The sequence below is a fragment of the Pediococcus claussenii ATCC BAA-344 genome, from assembly GCF_000237995.1.
Taxonomy (GTDB): Bacteria; Bacillota; Bacilli; order Lactobacillales; family Lactobacillaceae; genus Pediococcus; species Pediococcus claussenii.
The window spans coordinates 1,379,483-1,395,358 of record NC_016605.1; the positions used below are offsets into that span (position 1 = coordinate 1,379,483).

General features: G+C 36.1%; 15 protein-coding genes. 4 read left to right on the plus strand and 11 right to left on the minus strand.

The window, feature by feature from the left end:
- Window position 1: 1 nt before the first annotated feature.
- Window positions 2-931 carry an oligopeptide ABC transporter permease gene (gene opp3b / locus PECL_RS06860; protein WP_014215846.1) on the minus strand — a complete coding sequence of 310 codons (930 nt, stop codon included), beginning with the start codon at window positions 929-931 and terminating at the stop codon, window positions 2-4.
- A 92-nt stretch (window positions 932-1,023) separates the two neighbouring features.
- The gene (locus PECL_RS06865; RefSeq protein WP_014215847.1) at window positions 1,024-2,646 is read right to left on the minus strand and encodes a peptide ABC transporter substrate-binding protein; all 1,623 of its coding nucleotides are present in this window, start codon (window positions 2,644-2,646) and stop codon (window positions 1,024-1,026) included.
- Between the two features lie 249 nt (window positions 2,647-2,895).
- Here PECL_RS06865 and hflX point away from each other — a divergent pair, with 249 nt between their 5' ends.
- A complete protein-coding gene (gene hflX, locus PECL_RS06870) occupies window positions 2,896-4,161 on the plus strand; it encodes a GTPase HflX (RefSeq protein WP_014215848.1) in 1,266 nt (421 codons plus the stop codon).
- Between the two features lie 66 nt (window positions 4,162-4,227).
- On the opposite strand, the gene PECL_RS06875 is transcribed toward hflX, so the two are convergent.
- From PECL_RS06875 to PECL_RS06890, 4 genes are all read right to left on the minus strand, one after another.
- Window positions 4,228-5,511: an FAD-dependent oxidoreductase gene (locus PECL_RS06875; protein ID WP_014215849.1), complete on the minus strand. Its 1,284-nt coding sequence runs from the start codon at window positions 5,509-5,511 to the stop codon at window positions 4,228-4,230.
- A gap of 56 nt (window positions 5,512-5,567) precedes the next feature.
- The gene (locus tag PECL_RS06880; RefSeq protein WP_014215850.1) at window positions 5,568-6,290 is read right to left on the minus strand and encodes an FAD:protein FMN transferase; all 723 of its coding nucleotides are present in this window, start codon (window positions 6,288-6,290) and stop codon (window positions 5,568-5,570) included.
- A 3-nt stretch (window positions 6,291-6,293) separates the two neighbouring features.
- Window positions 6,294-6,737 (minus strand): FMN-binding protein, encoded by a 444-nt coding sequence (locus tag PECL_RS06885; RefSeq protein WP_014215851.1) that lies wholly within the window; start codon window positions 6,735-6,737, stop codon window positions 6,294-6,296.
- Window positions 6,738-6,856: 119 nt separating this feature from the next.
- Window positions 6,857-7,585 carry an SDR family oxidoreductase gene (locus PECL_RS06890; RefSeq protein WP_014215852.1) on the minus strand — a complete coding sequence of 243 codons (729 nt, stop codon included), beginning with the start codon at window positions 7,583-7,585 and terminating at the stop codon, window positions 6,857-6,859.
- Between the two features lie 150 nt (window positions 7,586-7,735).
- Here PECL_RS06890 and PECL_RS06895 point away from each other — a divergent pair, with 150 nt between their 5' ends.
- A complete protein-coding gene (locus PECL_RS06895) occupies window positions 7,736-8,113 on the plus strand; it encodes a MerR family transcriptional regulator (protein WP_014215853.1) in 378 nt (125 codons plus the stop codon).
- A gap of 113 nt (window positions 8,114-8,226) precedes the next feature.
- Window positions 8,227-8,910: an MgtC/SapB family protein gene (locus PECL_RS06900; RefSeq protein ID WP_014215854.1), complete on the plus strand. Its 684-nt coding sequence runs from the start codon at window positions 8,227-8,229 to the stop codon at window positions 8,908-8,910.
- Between the two features lie 79 nt (window positions 8,911-8,989).
- Here PECL_RS06900 and PECL_RS06905 read toward each other — a convergent pair whose 3' ends face one another.
- Both PECL_RS06905 and PECL_RS06910 read right to left on the minus strand, forming a co-directional pair.
- On the minus strand, window positions 8,990-10,333 hold the full coding sequence (locus tag PECL_RS06905) for a PTS sugar transporter subunit IIC (protein WP_041534769.1): 1,344 nt from the start codon (window positions 10,331-10,333) through the stop codon (window positions 8,990-8,992).
- Window positions 10,334-10,376: 43 nt separating this feature from the next.
- Window positions 10,377-11,693 carry a glycoside hydrolase family 1 protein gene (locus PECL_RS06910; RefSeq protein ID WP_014215856.1) on the minus strand — a complete coding sequence of 439 codons (1,317 nt, stop codon included), beginning with the start codon at window positions 11,691-11,693 and terminating at the stop codon, window positions 10,377-10,379.
- Between the two features lie 173 nt (window positions 11,694-11,866).
- Here PECL_RS06910 and PECL_RS06915 point away from each other — a divergent pair, with 173 nt between their 5' ends.
- Window positions 11,867-12,613, plus strand: coding sequence for a GntR family transcriptional regulator (locus PECL_RS06915; protein WP_014215857.1), 747 nt, complete (start codon window positions 11,867-11,869; stop codon window positions 12,611-12,613).
- Window positions 12,614-12,692: 79 nt separating this feature from the next.
- Here PECL_RS06915 and PECL_RS06920 read toward each other — a convergent pair whose 3' ends face one another.
- From PECL_RS06920 to fucP, 3 genes are all read right to left on the minus strand, one after another.
- Window positions 12,693-13,442 (minus strand): LytR/AlgR family response regulator transcription factor, encoded by a 750-nt coding sequence (locus PECL_RS06920; RefSeq protein ID WP_014215858.1) that lies wholly within the window; start codon window positions 13,440-13,442, stop codon window positions 12,693-12,695.
- A gap of 104 nt (window positions 13,443-13,546) precedes the next feature.
- Entirely contained in the window at window positions 13,547-14,350 is an 804-nt protein-coding gene (locus PECL_RS09750) for an NlpC/P60 family protein (RefSeq protein ID WP_014215859.1), read from the minus strand.
- A 194-nt stretch (window positions 14,351-14,544) separates the two neighbouring features.
- Window positions 14,545-15,876, minus strand: a complete 1,332-nt coding sequence (gene fucP / locus PECL_RS06930) for an L-fucose:H+ symporter permease (protein ID WP_014215860.1) — start codon at window positions 15,874-15,876, stop codon at window positions 14,545-14,547.

Below are 15,876 nucleotides of genomic sequence, written 5' to 3' on the forward strand. Positions count from 1 at the left end.
ACTATCCTTCCTTTCCAGCTAGTCTAATTCGTGGATCAATAAGACCATAAACAATGTCGGTAATTAAAAGTACTAAACATAGCAATCCTGAGAATAACATTGTGACACCCATAATTGTTGGGTAGTCATTAACTAATATCGACTTAACAAACTGCTCACCAATACCAGGTATCGAGAAAATGTTTTCAACAACCATGGATCCAGTCATAATAGCAACAGCCAATGGTCCAATAACAGTAACTAGTGGAATTAAGCTATTACGTAACGCATGGTGGTAAACAACCCCATTTTCACTTAGCCCCTTTGCTCGCGCTAATTCAATATAGTCGCTTCCCATAACATCAACCATTTCTGTCCGAACAAAACGTGACGTTACAGCAAATGGGTTTGCTGCTAAAGCAATTGATGGAAGAACTGTACTTGCAAATCCTCCCCATCCAGCAACTGGAAATGCTTGTAACTTCAAGCCTAAATAGTACTGCAACACAATTGCCAAAACGAAACTCGGAATTGACATTCCCAAAATCGAAATAATATTCGCTGTTGCATCAACCCAAGTATTCTTACGGATTGCACTTAGTGAACCAGTAATGATTCCAAGAACAATTCCAAGAAGCATACCTTGTCCACCAATAATTGCAGAAGGTCCAATTCGACTTCCAATTAAATATGAAACTGGTTGGTTATTAAATTGGAATGAAGTTCCAAAATTACCATGTACTGCATTTACCAGATAGGACAAATATTGTTGCCACACTGGTTTATTTAATCCGTACTGTGCATAAATCACTTTAATCTGTGATGGTGTTAACTTTGCCTGGTTGTTCAAGGGTGTCCCGGGCATTAACTTCATTAAGAAGAACGTAACACTGGCAATCAAGAATAATGTGACTAGCAAGTAGAAAATTCTTCGAGCTAAGTATCTTACCATTTTCTTTCCTCACATTCGTAGTCTCATATAATTACAAAGGGGTAAGAACGAACTCCGCTCTTACCCGCTTGCATTATTCTAAACTGATTATACTATTTTACATACATATCTTTGAAGTTAAAGTTCAATCCAGCTGAATTGTAGACAATGCCCTTTATGTTATCGCGTTGTAAGAATGAGTATGCTTGTTGATAAAGTGGTGCAATTCCTTCATCTTTAAGAAGAATCTGTTCTGCCTTCTTCATATCATTCCAACGTGCTTCTGGCTTACCGGCATCTGTGGTATTTGCAGCGTTGATTAATTTATCGTATTCTGCATTCTTCCACTTACCATTATTCAATGAGTTATCAGAAGTGAACAATTGTAAGAATGAAATTGGATCAGAGAAGTCAGCCCCCCAAGCGGAAACTACAACATCGAACTTACCACTTGCTGAATTAGCAAGACGGTTCTTAAACGGAATGTTACTCAATGAAACCTTAACATTTGGAATCTTTTCCCATGCGGCTTGAAGGAACTCTGTTGTAGCTTTACCATTCGTAGTATCATCACTCAAGAGTTGGAAATTAAGTGTCTTAAGTCCCTCTTCTTTAAGACCTTCTGCCATTAACTTTTTAGCTTTACTCAAGTCATATTCAGATGCTGATGGTACATCAACTTCCTTTGCAAAATCTTTACCAGTCTTAGGATCTTTAGCCAACCCAGCTGATGTTAATCCTGTTGCAGGAACTGATCCATCGCCAAGCACCTTATTAGTGTATTGTGAACGATCAACAGCAAGTGATAGTGCTTCACGAATCTTTTCGTTCTGGAAGTATTTATCTTTCTTTTCATTGAATTCAAGGTAGAAAGTTGAAGCCATTAGGTATTTCAGGTAATCTTTACTATTTTTGTAATTCTTAACCTGATCCCCATTAATATAAACACGGTCGAGTTTCTTACTATTGTACATATTTACCGCTGTTCCGGAATCCTTAACAACTTGGTAGTTGATCTTATCCATCTTCACAGCACTCTTATCCCAGTACGTATTATTCTTTACTAACTTCCAAGATAAGTTAGAACCCGTCCATCCTTCAAGTTTGAATGGTCCATTGTAAACAGTTGTACTTGCAGAAGTACCATATTTACTTCCATATTTTTCGACGGCCTTTTCACTTTGTGGGAAGAATTGTGGCATTCCCATTAGAAGCTTAAAGTAAGGAATTGGTCGATCCAAACTTACAACTAACTTATCATTTCCTTCGGCTTTAACACCTAAAGTCTTATAATTTGCTTTTCCTGCAGCAATCTTATCAGCGTTCTTGATTCCAGAGAAAATATAAGCATATTGTGATGCAGTCTTAGGATTTACAGTTCGTTGCCAACTATAAACAAAGTCCTTTGCAGTAACGGTATCACCATTACTCCACTTTGTACCCTTTCGGATCGTAAATGTATATTGTTTATTATTATCAGAGACCTTTGTGCTAGTTGCCAAAGCATTCTCAATTTTATTATCTTTTCCAATCCTGTATAATCCCTCTTCAGTATTCCCCAGTTGAGTCATACCAACCACATCAGTAACTTTGGAAGGATCTAAGGTTGCCAATTCTGAATTTTCTTGAAAACTTACTGATTTATCAGAATCAGCGCCCTTATTCCCACAAGCAGCTAGGATAAATGCTGAAGCCAATGCAACAGCACCCAGCTTTCCGACCGTCTTAAATTTCATATCTTTCCAGCTCCTTAATTCAAATTGAATTCTAATATTTAATGTAAAACAAGTATATATTAGAGAAAAATTAAAATCAAGCTAAAAATGTCTGAAATATAGATTGCTATTCAATTTGTTTTTGATGGTATATTGCTTAAGTCTTGTTATATAAGCTTACATAGGTCAAAATGAATTCCACAATTTAATTTAACTTTTCCATGATATAATTTGGTATAGCGGTTTCATTTGAATGGAGGAACTTTTTATATGGAAGAAATTGAAAAAGTTATCATTGCAGGACTTGAATTACCTGGCTCTAATTTAGAATATCAAATGGATGAATTGGCATCCCTCGTAATTGCTAATAACATGGAGGTTGTCGATCGCATTCTCCAAAAATTAGATCGTCCAAACTCAGCCACATATTTTGGAAGCGGCAAACTGGAAGAAATAACCAATCTTGCAACTGCTCAAAAAGCTGATACAGTTGTTGTCAGTGAAGAACTATCACCCAGCCAGCTAAGTAACTTAGAAAAGGAAACTGGATTACACTTTCTCGACCGTACGGGTTTAATTTTAGAGATATTTGCTAATCGTGCTCATAGCCGTGAAGCTAAATTACAAGTCGAATTAGCTAAGTTAGAATATCAGTTACCACGTTTAAGGACCAGTTCAAGTCAGCGCTTAGATCAACAAACAGCTGGCAATGCTGGGGGTGGCTATACGAACCGTGGAGCTGGTGAAACAAAACTGGAATTAAATCGCCGAACAATTCGCAACAAAATCGCACATATTAATAAAGAATTAAAAGAAATATCAACATCATCCGAAGTTCAACGCAAGCAGCGTGATAAAAAAGATATTCCTAGTGTTGCATTGGTGGGCTATACTAACACCGGTAAGTCTACAACTATGAATGGTTTAGTTCGTATGTTTGGTAGAAGCGATGAAAAACAAGTTTTTGAAAAAAATATGCTTTTTGCAACTTTAGATACTAGTGTGCGTAAGCTTTCTTTTCCTGATCGAAAAGAGATTGTGCTAAGTGATACTGTCGGATTTGTAAGTCATCTTCCCCACCATTTGATTCAAGCCTTCCGTTCAACGTTAGCTGAAGCCGCTCAAGCGGACCTACTTGTTCAAGTCGTTGACCTATCTGACCCGCATTATCGAGAGATGATGACAACGACTGAGGAAACTTTACGAGAGATTGGTGTAACTGACGTGCCGATGGTTTATGCTTTTAATAAAGCAGATCTTGCCGGTGTCACCTATCCAACTCTTGACGGTACACAGTTAACCTACTCGGCCCGACAAGTTCAATCGCTTGAAATGTTAACTTCCTTGATAAAAAAACAACTATTCAAGAATTATGTGGAGGCAACTTTTTTAATCCCATTTTCAGAAGGACAAGTTGTTGATTTTTTGAACGGTAATGCCAATGTTAAAAACACAGAATACACTGAAAACGGCACTAAAATAACCGCTGAATTAAAACAACAAGATTACCAACGATTAGAAAATTATCTTTTATAGCGCATTAAAAACGGCACAACAACTTGGGAGAGCAACCAATCTCCTTGAAAGTTGTTATGCCGTTTTTTACCAAATAAACTCCTCAAACAAAATGTGATCTGTTGGAATACCTTGATTAAGTAAAAAGTGTTTCCAATGACGTCCCAGCCCAAGTGGACCTGAAATTAGATATAGCGTATTTTGAGAGCTCCGATTTGTATTCCAAATCTCGTCTTGTTTGAATCTTCCAGCTTGTATGTGAAGTTCAATATTAGGGTGTGACTTTTCAACCTTTTTTAGTTCCTCTAAAAAGATAAGGTTCTCTCTCTGATGAGCTGAATAATAAACCTTTATATTTTTATCGGCGTGTTTGCTTACAATTGAAACCATTGGTACTATCCCAGATCCACCAGTAATCAAAGTTAAATTACTACTAGGATTCTCGTTAATCATGGCCGAAAAACGTCCGTATCCACCGTCAATTTGAACTACTTCATCCTTATCCAGGTCTTTTACCATTTTGCTAAAATCACCATCTCCCCTGATTGCCAACGTAATTATTCCATTATTATCAGGTGCCGATGATACCGAAAAAGGATGCAGTTCTTTCATTTTTTGAATATGAGGGAATTTAATAAATACAAAATCACCAGCATTAATGTTAAATTTTTGAGGTCTTGCAATTTTTACGCGAACTTGATAAAAATTTTTAGCAATTTCCTCAACTGATTGAACACGTCCATGGTGTAATAGCCTTGCATTCCGTAATTTATGGAAGCTATACGCAATTAAAGCAATGATACTGTATGCATCAAACAATAGTATAAAACCTGTCATGTGTGTTATATATGAAATTAGTTGAACATGAATAAATACGAGTATAACAGCCACAATATTTAGGCGATGCAGCCAAACCGATACTTCGTGTTTAAAGAACTTCTCAAACTGAATTTTTATCCAATTCAATAGTGGTATTCTGGTTGTCAACCAACCAGCAAGAAAAATTAGTGAATAACACATCACTGCAAAAAATAAGTCAAAGGCCCAATTGCCTGTATTCTTAATCCAGCCCGCAGAACTTGTCTGCGTTTTATGAACATATGCTAACAAAATTGCAAGTATACTCAAAATACCATGAATAAAGTAGATACTGGGCAACCCAATTAAGCGATCTAGCCATTTGGGGCGAGTACTCAGGTATATTGCCACCAAGAACCACACGTACGCAATTGCTCCCAGTTGTACTGCAAATTGCTCACTACTGTAAATTGTTGGCAATTCGGTTCCAATCGTTTGAATTAATGGCAAGGGTACAACAAACAATAACACCAACCACACCAAACTTTTTACATAAGATATTTTCTTTATCACTAGTATCAACCTCATTAAAGAAATCTTAATTCCTGTTTTTGATCAACTGAAACACCTTAAAAGTTCTTTGTTTGTATTAGTTCTAAAAAAGGAGTCCTTCCGGCTGAAATTGCAGCTGTTGCGTAGATATCAGCTTGAATTAAAGAAGGAGCTATGATTGAAGCCTGAATTAGCTCTTCACCGGAACCTGTTCTTATGATATGTTCACCACGTTTACTTGTACCAGAGGTTGCAATTGCTCCAGTCGGCATTTGGAAAACGGCTAAAGTTTTACTTGGATCGAGTGGATCCTCAATACCAATTTGCCATTTAAAATCAGTTTCTGATTCTACTTCAAATTGCATATCTCCAGCGCCATTAATGGCCACTGCTTGTACTAAATGTTTTGAAACTAAGGGATGTAAAAAGCTATAAAAGGCCTTTTCAATCGCCCATCCCTTTACGAGACCTGTGGGATCATATACACCTTTTACGTGTGCATCAAAATACGCTTTTGTTTCACTAGTTGCGCTTTCAGCAATATTGTAAACTTCTTGGAATTCAGTGGTAAATTCAGGTAGCGTCAATTCTCGTCGTTGGAATTTTGAAACTAATGACATTTTTTTAAATGGCGAGAAGTGCTCATCAATATGATTTAGATAAACTGTAATTTTTTTAATTAAATTTTCAAAAATAACTTTATTCGAAAAAAAATCAGTTGATAATGTAAAGCCCAGCTTCACTGTAAACGGCATTCCCATTGAGTTAATCACATATGACTTAAAAAACAAATCGCTCATCTTCTATACCTCCGCCTTATTCATAGCATTTTGAACTGACTTTGTAAATCCAGCGTACGTCTCACTTGCTCCAGACATTAATTGAATCTTCGCGTTTTGTTTCTTGATTACCTCAGCTTTATATACCGGTAGTGCTTGAGAATTTATCTGTTGATCGTGCGGATTAGAATTAGGATACTTAAGCACATTAACTTTAGTGATTTTGCCATTTGAAACAACGGCCTGAACTTGCACATCTCCATTAGGCGTTGATATTGCACTTCCAGTGTAGACACCATTTTTATAATTTTTAGACGATGAAGATTTTGCAGATGCAACATTGGTGGATGCTTGTGATTCTTGGATAGGTTGGCCCCTTAACCAATCCTTAATAATCAAGAAATATCCATCAATAACAATCGCAAACATCACAATTGTGGAGACTAATAAGCCAATTAACTTTCTCAAATCATCACATCCCTACCTTAGAATGATTTTAGACTATCAAATAAGTTAGAATGACTCAAGAATAAACTTATAACTTTTAATAAATACTTTTAAGAATTCTCTAAATTAGCCGAACACTTTTACCAAGGAACAATCCCATCACTATCCGAAAAAGTTCCATTTATATCGTTACTCTCCATGGTTGCCAGTTCAACTGTTCTTTGAACCCCTTCTTCAACCGTTTTGTTTCCGCCACCACCTGCGAACGTAGTATCTACCCATCCTGGATTAACTACATTGGCCGTGATATTCGTCTCTTTTAGTTCATTTGCCAAATCAATTGTGAACATATTTAAGGCGCTCTTTGAGGCTTGGTAACCCATCGCACTGTGTTGATAAATGCTTGTTGACGGATCAGAAGCCAAGGTTAACGAACCAACAGCACTTGAAATATTGATTATCTTTCCTGAGGTTGACTTTCTTAATAATGGCAAAAAATTTTGCGTAACCAAAATTGTTCCAAAAAAATTAACTTCAAAATCTTTTCTGATTGTACTAATTGGGAGTGTTGAAGGTTTTTCGTAATTATCTAAGGCAATTCCAGCATTATTAATTAAAATATCAAGATGCCCATGTCTCCCTTCAACTTCCTTTACAGCTTGTTCAACTGTTTGTTCATTTGTCACATCAATTGACACTAATTCAGCACGTACACCCTGTGACCGCAACTGATCTAATACTTTTTGACTACCAGTAACATCGCGAACTCCTAACAAAATTAGTTGCCCTTTTTGCCCAAGCTCTTTGGCAATTTCCAACCCCATTCCACGATTAGCACCAGTTATTAATGTTATTTTTTGGTTTTCCATAATTTTTCTTCCTTTCTAAAATAAAACAATAAAACTCAAGTACTAGAATACACTCCTCTACCAACTAGAGGTCAATAAATAATATTTAAATGATAAAGATTTCAATTGTTATACTCAGTTAATAACTGAATTTAATTAGGAGGAATTCTCATGGTGAATGATTCACTAATAACGATCGGTCAGCTTGCTAAGCAGTCTAATCTTTCTATTCGAACACTGCGATTCTACGAAGATAAGGGAATTTTATCATCCATCCGTGACAGAAATAATAATCGACTTTATGATGATAACGCCCAGCATTGGGCTAATTTTGTAAAATACTTGAGAGATTCTGGTATGGGTCTTAATGATATTCAACACTATCATCAATTGATTTTGCAAGGAGATGCCACTGTTGCAGAGCGAATTGCTATTTTAGAGAATCAAAAGCAAATTATTCATTCCGAAATTAAAGCAAAAGAAGAACAGATAAAACAAATTGACCATAAACTATCCAACTATCGCTCTGAAAAAAAAGGATATCTTTAATTTGTACCATGTTAACTCTAATTATAACCACCGAAGTATGGGCATTTTTCTTGATATGTTTCCGACTTCAAACTACGGTTACTATGGAGAGAAATCAAGGAGGCAATTTCGATATGAATACGGAAATTGACTGGATCTTACGATTATTATTAGCTGCAGTTTGTGGTGGCTTAATTGGTTATGAGCGGTCTCGTCAACAAAAATCGGCTGGAATTCGAACTCACATGCTTGTGATCGTTGGAGCAGCGCTTGTCATGCTCGTTTCAAAATACGGATTTCAAGATATTTTATCTGCTCGAAGTATTGTATTGGATCCATCACGAATTGCGGCACAAATTGTTAGTGGTATTAGTTTTATTGGTGCAGGAACCATTCTAATCCATCGAACCCAAATAAGCGGGCTAACAACTGCTGCTGGCGTGTGGGTCACAGCTGCTATTGGTATGAGCATTGGTGCTGGTATGTATCTTATAGGCATTTCAGCTACAATTTTCATCATCATCATTCAATTTGTATTTCATGATGATTCCATTCTTAACATGATAATTCGAAACTCGCATATTCGATTTCAAATTGAAATTGATAGTAATAGTTTCAATAAATCGGCTTTAGAAAAGGCTCTCACAAATAATGGTGTAAACAAAACTTCTTTGCGTATCACTAGTGCAGACGCACAAACCATAAATCTTCAAATCGATGGTCTTACACGAAATAAAAACGATCGAAACAAAATTATTTTAAGTTTATGCAAAATCGAAGGAGTTAATAAAGTACAGTCAGATTCTAGCTACAATTAAAAATTTATTTAGGAATAAAAAACGGATGAATCCCAATTTAAGAGAATCATTCGTTTTTTTTGCATTATTTTACTAATAATTATTTGTCATCTTGTGTTAGTTCTTCACTTGCTTCTACACTAGCAACTCGTTCACTAATCTTCATGAATGGTAGATAGAAAAGAACCCCTAATCCAATGATTAATGCTTGTAATATTACAGAACGCCAATCACCAGCAGTTGAAAGATATGGTCCAATCAATGGTGGTGTTGTCCAAGGAACTAGCACAACAGTTCGACTTACCCATCCAAGCGCCGTAGCAGTGTACCCAATAATACTACTAATGGTTGGAAATAGTACAAATGGAATCATCATTGGTAAGTTAAACACAATTGGAAATCCAAATATCATTGGCTCATTAATATTAAATAGCCCTGGAGCTAACGACAAACTTGCAACTTGTTTTGAAGATTTTATTTTACTAAAAATCAAGATTGCAATAATTAACGAAATTGTACCTCCAGATCCCCCGATCAACGTATAATTGCTAACGAAAGAAGTCGTAATAATGTTAGGAATATGTGCTGCATGGTGTGCATATGCTGTCATATTTTGATTCATATTTACTAAAACAAGTGGATCCATTAAAGTTCCCGAAATAACAGTTTGATGAATACCCAAGGTAAATAAGAAGTTTGCGACTGTATAGATTACACAGAAACCAACAATATTTGTGTTAAACCCACGAAGTGGTTCTTGAATCCACGTCTTAATAAGATTAATTAAATCTGTATTGAAAAATCCTTGTAATAACGCTGCGATCACTGCAAATATCGACATTAAAATTAAAGCAGGAAGTAACACACTAAAGGAAGCACCAACAGCAGGTGGAATATTATCACCTAAATGGATTTGAAGATGCTTAAAGCTCGCGAGTTTCATAAAAATACTTGTAGCAACTAACCCTACAATAATTCCGCCAAACATCCCTTGGGTTCCTGTGTTAAGGTAACTTAATCCACCAGTAACCGTCGCCATTTTTGCTCCTGCAGAGGCTACCGTTCCAAGTTGAACATTGCCCGGCATTAATATCATCAAACAAGCTAAGGACATTGCAGCAGCCGCAATTGGGTTATTAAAATTTTTGTTTTTTGCTAATGTGTACCCGATCATTGGTGCAACTAGTAATCCAGCAACATTCAACGATCCATTAGTTATAGCATTCCCAAACACCTGAACTTTTGTTAAAGTATCCCCGTGAAATAACCAAGTAAAAACAGTATTGTTGAATAAAACACCTAAACCGGCAATTATAAATACTGGTAATATGATTGCAAAGGCATCACGTAAAGACCTTAAATATACCCAATTACCGACTTTTACAGAAATCTCGGTGAATTTGGCAATAAATCCTGAATTTTCCAGCTTTTCACTTGTTGTCATTGGTTTATTTTGACTCACAACATCTCACCCTTTCTTTTTCTAACTAATTTTGCTTAAGTTGATTAAGATAGTTTTTAAACCACCAGTAACTTTTTTTAGGAATTCTCTTCATATCACGTAAATCATGATTACCACGATTAACGTAAACCATCCCGTAGCGTTTCTCCATATTTCCTGATGAACTTGGGATATCTATTAACCCCCAGCCTAAGTATCCAATCACTGAGACACCATCTTCAAACATTGCATCCATCATTGCTTGAATATGTAACTGATGATATTGAATTCGATAATCATCCTGAATCTCAGTTCCGTTATAGGTTTCCCGTACCCCAATTCCATTTTCAATAGGGAACATCGGAACCCCATACTGGTCATACACTTTTGTCAAAACGTCTCTAAACCCAAGCGGATCAATCGACCAACCCCATTCTGAAACTTTTAAAAACGGATTAGGTTTAAATCCAGCTTCCAAATAGTAATTAGGAAGTGTATTCTCTGGAACAATTGCACTACTAATCGTGGCACTTTGATAATAACTAAAGGCAATAAAATCACTTTTTACTTTACCAATAACTTCCTTATCCTGTTCTTGAAAGTCCATATCAATATTATGATTTTTTACATATGTCATTACTTCATTAGAGTAATGACCATGTACAAAAACATCTAATAAATTATGATTTAAGAATTCATCAATCTGTCTTGCATAGAGAATATCTTTCGGTTGTGGTGAAACTGGGTAAACCTCGCTATAGGCTAACATCCCACCAATTTGACAGTTCGTATTCTCGTGAATGTAATTAGTAACTTGAGCATGCGCTAGCATTACATGGTGCGATATTTGATAAAGTTCACTATCAGTTTTATTTCCTTTTAAATAACCCGCAATCTTAAAAGCCTCGGACGTTGAATATAGATTCTGCTCGTTAAATGTAATCCAATATTTTACCCGATCTCCAAAACGTTTAACCATTTCACGTCCGTATCGAGCAAAAGCATCAACAACGTGTCGATCTAAAAATCCGTTGTACTTCTGTGCCAAATTCAGTGGCATATCAAAATGGTACAAACAAATCATCGGTTGAATATTACGTTTTAACAGTTCATTAATGAATTGATCATAGTAAGCGATTCCCTCTTCATTAAAATCACCATCGCCCAGAGGATTAACTCGACTCCATGATATTTGAAATCGGTAACTGTTTAACCCCATCTCTGCCATTAAATCAAAATCTTCTTGATAATGATGATAATTATCTATACCCACTTTCCAGTCAGAACTATTTTCAGTCGCCTGGTATGTATCATAAACAGATTTTCCTTTTCCTCCTTCGTTATACCCCCCTTCTGTTTGCATACTAGAAACCGAATTCCCCCATAAAATTCCTTTGGCATCTTTTTATCCATCTTTTTTCCCCCTTTCATTTGAATACGCTTTTCATTATAATCTCGCTTTTTGAATTTGTAAACTCCTTTTATTTAAAAAAGTATATACTTATCAAATTGCTGAAATGACTTCTTAAGTGTACAATGTTTGTACTATCAATAATTTGGGGAGTTAAAGTCGTGTATAAATATCAGGAGATATCTGAACAGTTACGTCAAAAAATTATCAATGGAGAATTCACTTCTGGAGAGCTATTACCAGACCAAAATCAATTGGCAAAGGATTTTGATACCACTAGAATAACAATTCGAAAAGCAATCCAATCACTTATCGTTGAAGGTATAGTATTTTCAAAACGCGGAGCTGGGACATTTGTACGGAAGGATTTTCAACAAAGTATCGATGATTTAAATTCTAAAATTGAACGTCCACTCGGTACAACACATAACCACCCTGATAACAAAATAAGTAGTAAAGTACTTGGCTTAGACGCTCGTTTACCTTCAGAAAAAGAGCAACGAAGGCTTTTAATCACAGAAACTGACCCAGTTTATGTGATTGATCGAGTCCGATTTGTTGATGATCAAGTATTCAGCTTAGAACATACAATTATGCCAACCTCGATTACCAAGCTTTCAGAAAAAGTTTTGGCTTCTTCCATCTATGATCATATGAAAAAACAAAATTTAAAGATTGCTGGATCACACCGAATTGTCACAGCTGCTAAGGCGACTGAAAGTGATATAAAAGAATTAGGAGCCGAAAAAATCGACCCTGTTTTGGTAATCAAACAAATTAGTTATCTAGAAGACGGTACCCCATTTGAATATTCTGAATCGCATTTTCCATATCAGACCAGCCACGTAACCGCGGATATAAATTTAGTTTAATTATGCTTTATGTATAGAAAAACCGAGCAAAAGTACGAGTACTTATGTTCGGCTTTTTTGATCGTTTTTCTATTTATTTCTACAACGTTGTAGTCATTAATTTCTTAAAATCACTAACTTTTCGCGATGCAATGGTACAACTATCGCCATTTATAAAACTAACTTGTTTAGCTTTAGGATCATAACAAGAAACATTATCCGGATTAATCAAGTAACTTCGATGGCAACGATATAGCTTGGGATATTTCTTAGCGAGATCAGTAATATTGGCATAAAATTCATCGTTCTGCTTGAGACTATGGAGAATAATCTTATGTGATTGGCCTGCCGACTCAACAAAAATTAATTCACTGAGTGCAATTGATCGCCATTTCAACCCGACTCTATATTCAAATCGATCTTCAAACAGACTCATCACTCTTACATATCTCCTAATAACCGTTCGAATGTTCTCTTCGATTCGTTCTTTTATCTCCTCAAGTCGATTTGTTTTAATAATAAAATCCATCGGCTCAACCTTTTTTTCTAAAGCTAAGTACATGGTTTCAATGTGTTTTGAAATAAAAATAATCTTCGCAAGTGGATCTAGACGTCTAATCTGAGTAGCCACCTGTATCCCATTAGAGTCCCCCGCTCCCAGCCCAATATTTAAAAAATAAAGACCACCAGTTACTTTCTTGTGTTTAAAATACTCCATAATTTGCCGTGAATCACTTGCAGAAACTGCAACTTGCATATCAAACTCATTAATTAAAATATGATTATTGACTATTTGAGTGTATAAATCCAACTTTGCTGAATTATTTTCGCAAATAAATACTGAAACCACCTAATTCCCCCAAGATATCTGATTACTTCCACTGAACTATTCATTGAAAAATATTGTTATTCTTCGTTATAAATTAAATTACGCAAATATAATGAAAGAGCTCCTTAAAGTACCCGTCTTGCAAATTGTGGCATCCAGTACGACATTGCCTGCTCTTTAATGTTTTGGCCCGGCTGTGGAGCAAATAAACATTTTCCGTTCCCAGTGTAGATTCCAACATGATAAGCATCTCCATTGTTCGACCAAAACAATAAGTCTCCTGCTTTTAGTTGGTTCATATTCACAGCCTTACCACATGTTGACTGCTGTTCCGAGGTTCGTGGTAATTTAATTCCTACGCTAGCGTATACATACTGTACTAATCCAGAACAATCAAAACTATTAGGTCCAGTGGCACCCCAAACGTAAGGCTTACCAATTTGAGCTCGTGCTTTACCTAAAATCTGATTAACCTTGGATTTTACGGGCACCTTGGGTTTAACCTTGCCACCTGAATCTTTTGCGCCACCAACAAAAACGGGGTTACTATCCTTCCCCCACATCTCTTTTGTTTTGGTAACCCTTTCCACCATGTAATGTCGACTGCCGCTGTAACTAATCCATGAAATCCAATCATATCCTTCAGCAGAAACCTTTTGATCGTAGTTAACCGTCTCTCCACCCGCATAACTTCCTTCAATCTTTCCTGAAGTGCTAGGCTTATTACGAATATTAATCGTCCCACCGGCGGTAAAACTTCCTGAAACCTTAAGTTGGTTACTCTTAGGCTGTGCCATTAATACGTTGGTTGCCCGAACAGCTGACTCTTTAGAAGTTACTTGATCCGCGCTAACCTTCTCCTGCGTAAATAATGCCAATAAAATGGTCGGAATAACCACTACCCCTGAATACTTTGAATTAAACTTCATGCAATTCCTCCTTGTTATTAAGTGTTTCAACAGTATCCAACAAATCATCTTGTTTTAGAGTAGATCACCCTAAATAATTAATTAACAATCCTCAACGTTAATATTTACTAAACCAAACAACTTTCATGCTTCCTAAAGCACAAAAAAGCCACAACATTAAATTGTCGTGACTCCCTTTAGTTTGATAAAAAAAGTTATGCCCTTAATTCTCGTCGATGTTCACTATAGAAATACCATGTAACAATTACATAGCAAATTGTTGGGACAATGAATGAAAATTGCATTGAACCAGATAAATCGGATACAACACCTTGAACAGCAGGAATGATTGCTCCACCAATGATTGCCATAACAAGTACGGCACCTGCTGTTTCCGTGAATTGCTTTTCTTCAACAGTATCAAGAGTATGAGCATAAATTGTTGGCCATTCTGGTCCAAAGAAGAAACTTGTAAGAATTGCCATATAAACAGCGATCATATTTGGAATTGTAAATGCACCGATTAGCGCAATTGTCCCAAGTAGGGAATACCAAGTTAAAACCTTTGTAATTGAAAATTTATTCATCAAAAAGTTGGCGATAACCTTACCAACAAACCAAGCAAGATAACTATAAATCATATACGTTGAAGCGGCGCTATCAGTTATACTATGATTCAAATTCAATGCCAAGCGAATTGTAAAGGACCAGACAGTGGTTTGCATACCCACATAAAAGAATTGAGCAGCGATTCCTTTTTTGTAGTTACGATTTCCCCATAAATACTTTAAAGTATCTTTTAACGATGGCTTTTCTTCAACTTCGCCACCCGCATTAGAAATGGTAGCCTTAGCGCTAGGCATAGGAGTAATTGCAAAAATGATTAACATTACAACTAAAATTGCTAAGATATATTTATATGGTTGAAGGGTGTATTGCAACATCTGTTCGCCATAAGCAATTCGTTCTGCACCATGCATTGTAGCCATTTTTTCAGCTAAGTTCCCAACATGACCAAAAATTAAATATTTTCCTAAAATGATTCCAGCCATATCTCCTAGTGGTACCAAAGTTTGCGAAAAATTTAAACGAGCATTTGCGTGCTTCTTTGGTCCAAGCATCGAGCTGTAAGTATCACTCGCTGTCTCTAAAAAGCTTAAGCCAATTGCAATAGCAAAAATAGCAACTAAAAACATACTATAGGTTGCAATCCTGGATGCTGGAAAGAATAATCCACATCCAACAATATAGAATATTAGTCCAGTCATAATTGCAAATTTATAACTATTTTTCTTAATAATTAATGATGCTGGAATAGCAATCAAAAAATATCCACCATAGAAAGCACTCTGCACAAACGCTGTTGCTGCATCATTCAGCGTAAAAACCGTTTTAAATTGTGTAATTAAAATATCATTTAAACTAGCTGCCGCTCCCCACAATGGAAAGATCAAGGAAACAAGCATAAATTGGAACGGTGGCGTTTTACTTAGATAACCGTCTGATAATTGCTTAAAGCCATGAGCTTTGTTACGTACTGCTTGCAT

What these genes read in the sequence shown, in the direction of transcription:
- fucP (WP_014215860.1), bottom strand. Translation starts at nt 15,876, where the DNA reads ATGCAAGCAGTACGTAACAAAGCTCATGGCTTTAAGCAATTATCAGAC.
- PECL_RS06880 (WP_014215850.1), bottom strand. Translation starts at nt 6,290, where the DNA reads ATGAGCGATTTGTTTTTTAAGTCATATGTGATTAACTCAATGGGAATG.
- PECL_RS06910 (WP_014215856.1), bottom strand. Translation starts at nt 11,693, where the DNA reads ATGCAAACAGAAGGGGGGTATAACGAAGGAGGAAAAGGAAAATCTGTT.
- PECL_RS09750 (WP_014215859.1), bottom strand. Translation starts at nt 14,350, where the DNA reads ATGAAGTTTAATTCAAAGTATTCAGGGGTAGTGGTTATTCCGACCATT.
- PECL_RS06890 (WP_014215852.1), bottom strand. Translation starts at nt 7,585, where the DNA reads ATGGAAAACCAAAAAATAACATTAATAACTGGTGCTAATCGTGGAATG.
- hflX (WP_014215848.1), top strand. Translation starts at nt 2,896, where the DNA reads ATGGAAGAAATTGAAAAAGTTATCATTGCAGGACTTGAATTACCTGGC.
- PECL_RS06900 (WP_014215854.1), top strand. Translation starts at nt 8,227, where the DNA reads ATGAATACGGAAATTGACTGGATCTTACGATTATTATTAGCTGCAGTT.
- opp3b (WP_014215846.1), bottom strand. Translation starts at nt 931, where the DNA reads ATGGTAAGATACTTAGCTCGAAGAATTTTCTACTTGCTAGTCACATTA.
- PECL_RS06865 (WP_014215847.1), bottom strand. Translation starts at nt 2,646, where the DNA reads ATGAAATTTAAGACGGTCGGAAAGCTGGGTGCTGTTGCATTGGCTTCA.
- PECL_RS06915 (WP_014215857.1), top strand. Translation starts at nt 11,867, where the DNA reads ATGTTTGTACTATCAATAATTTGGGGAGTTAAAGTCGTGTATAAATAT.
- PECL_RS06905 (WP_041534769.1), bottom strand. Translation starts at nt 10,333, where the DNA reads ATGACAACAAGTGAAAAGCTGGAAAATTCAGGATTTATTGCCAAATTC.
- PECL_RS06895 (WP_014215853.1), top strand. Translation starts at nt 7,736, where the DNA reads ATGGTGAATGATTCACTAATAACGATCGGTCAGCTTGCTAAGCAGTCT.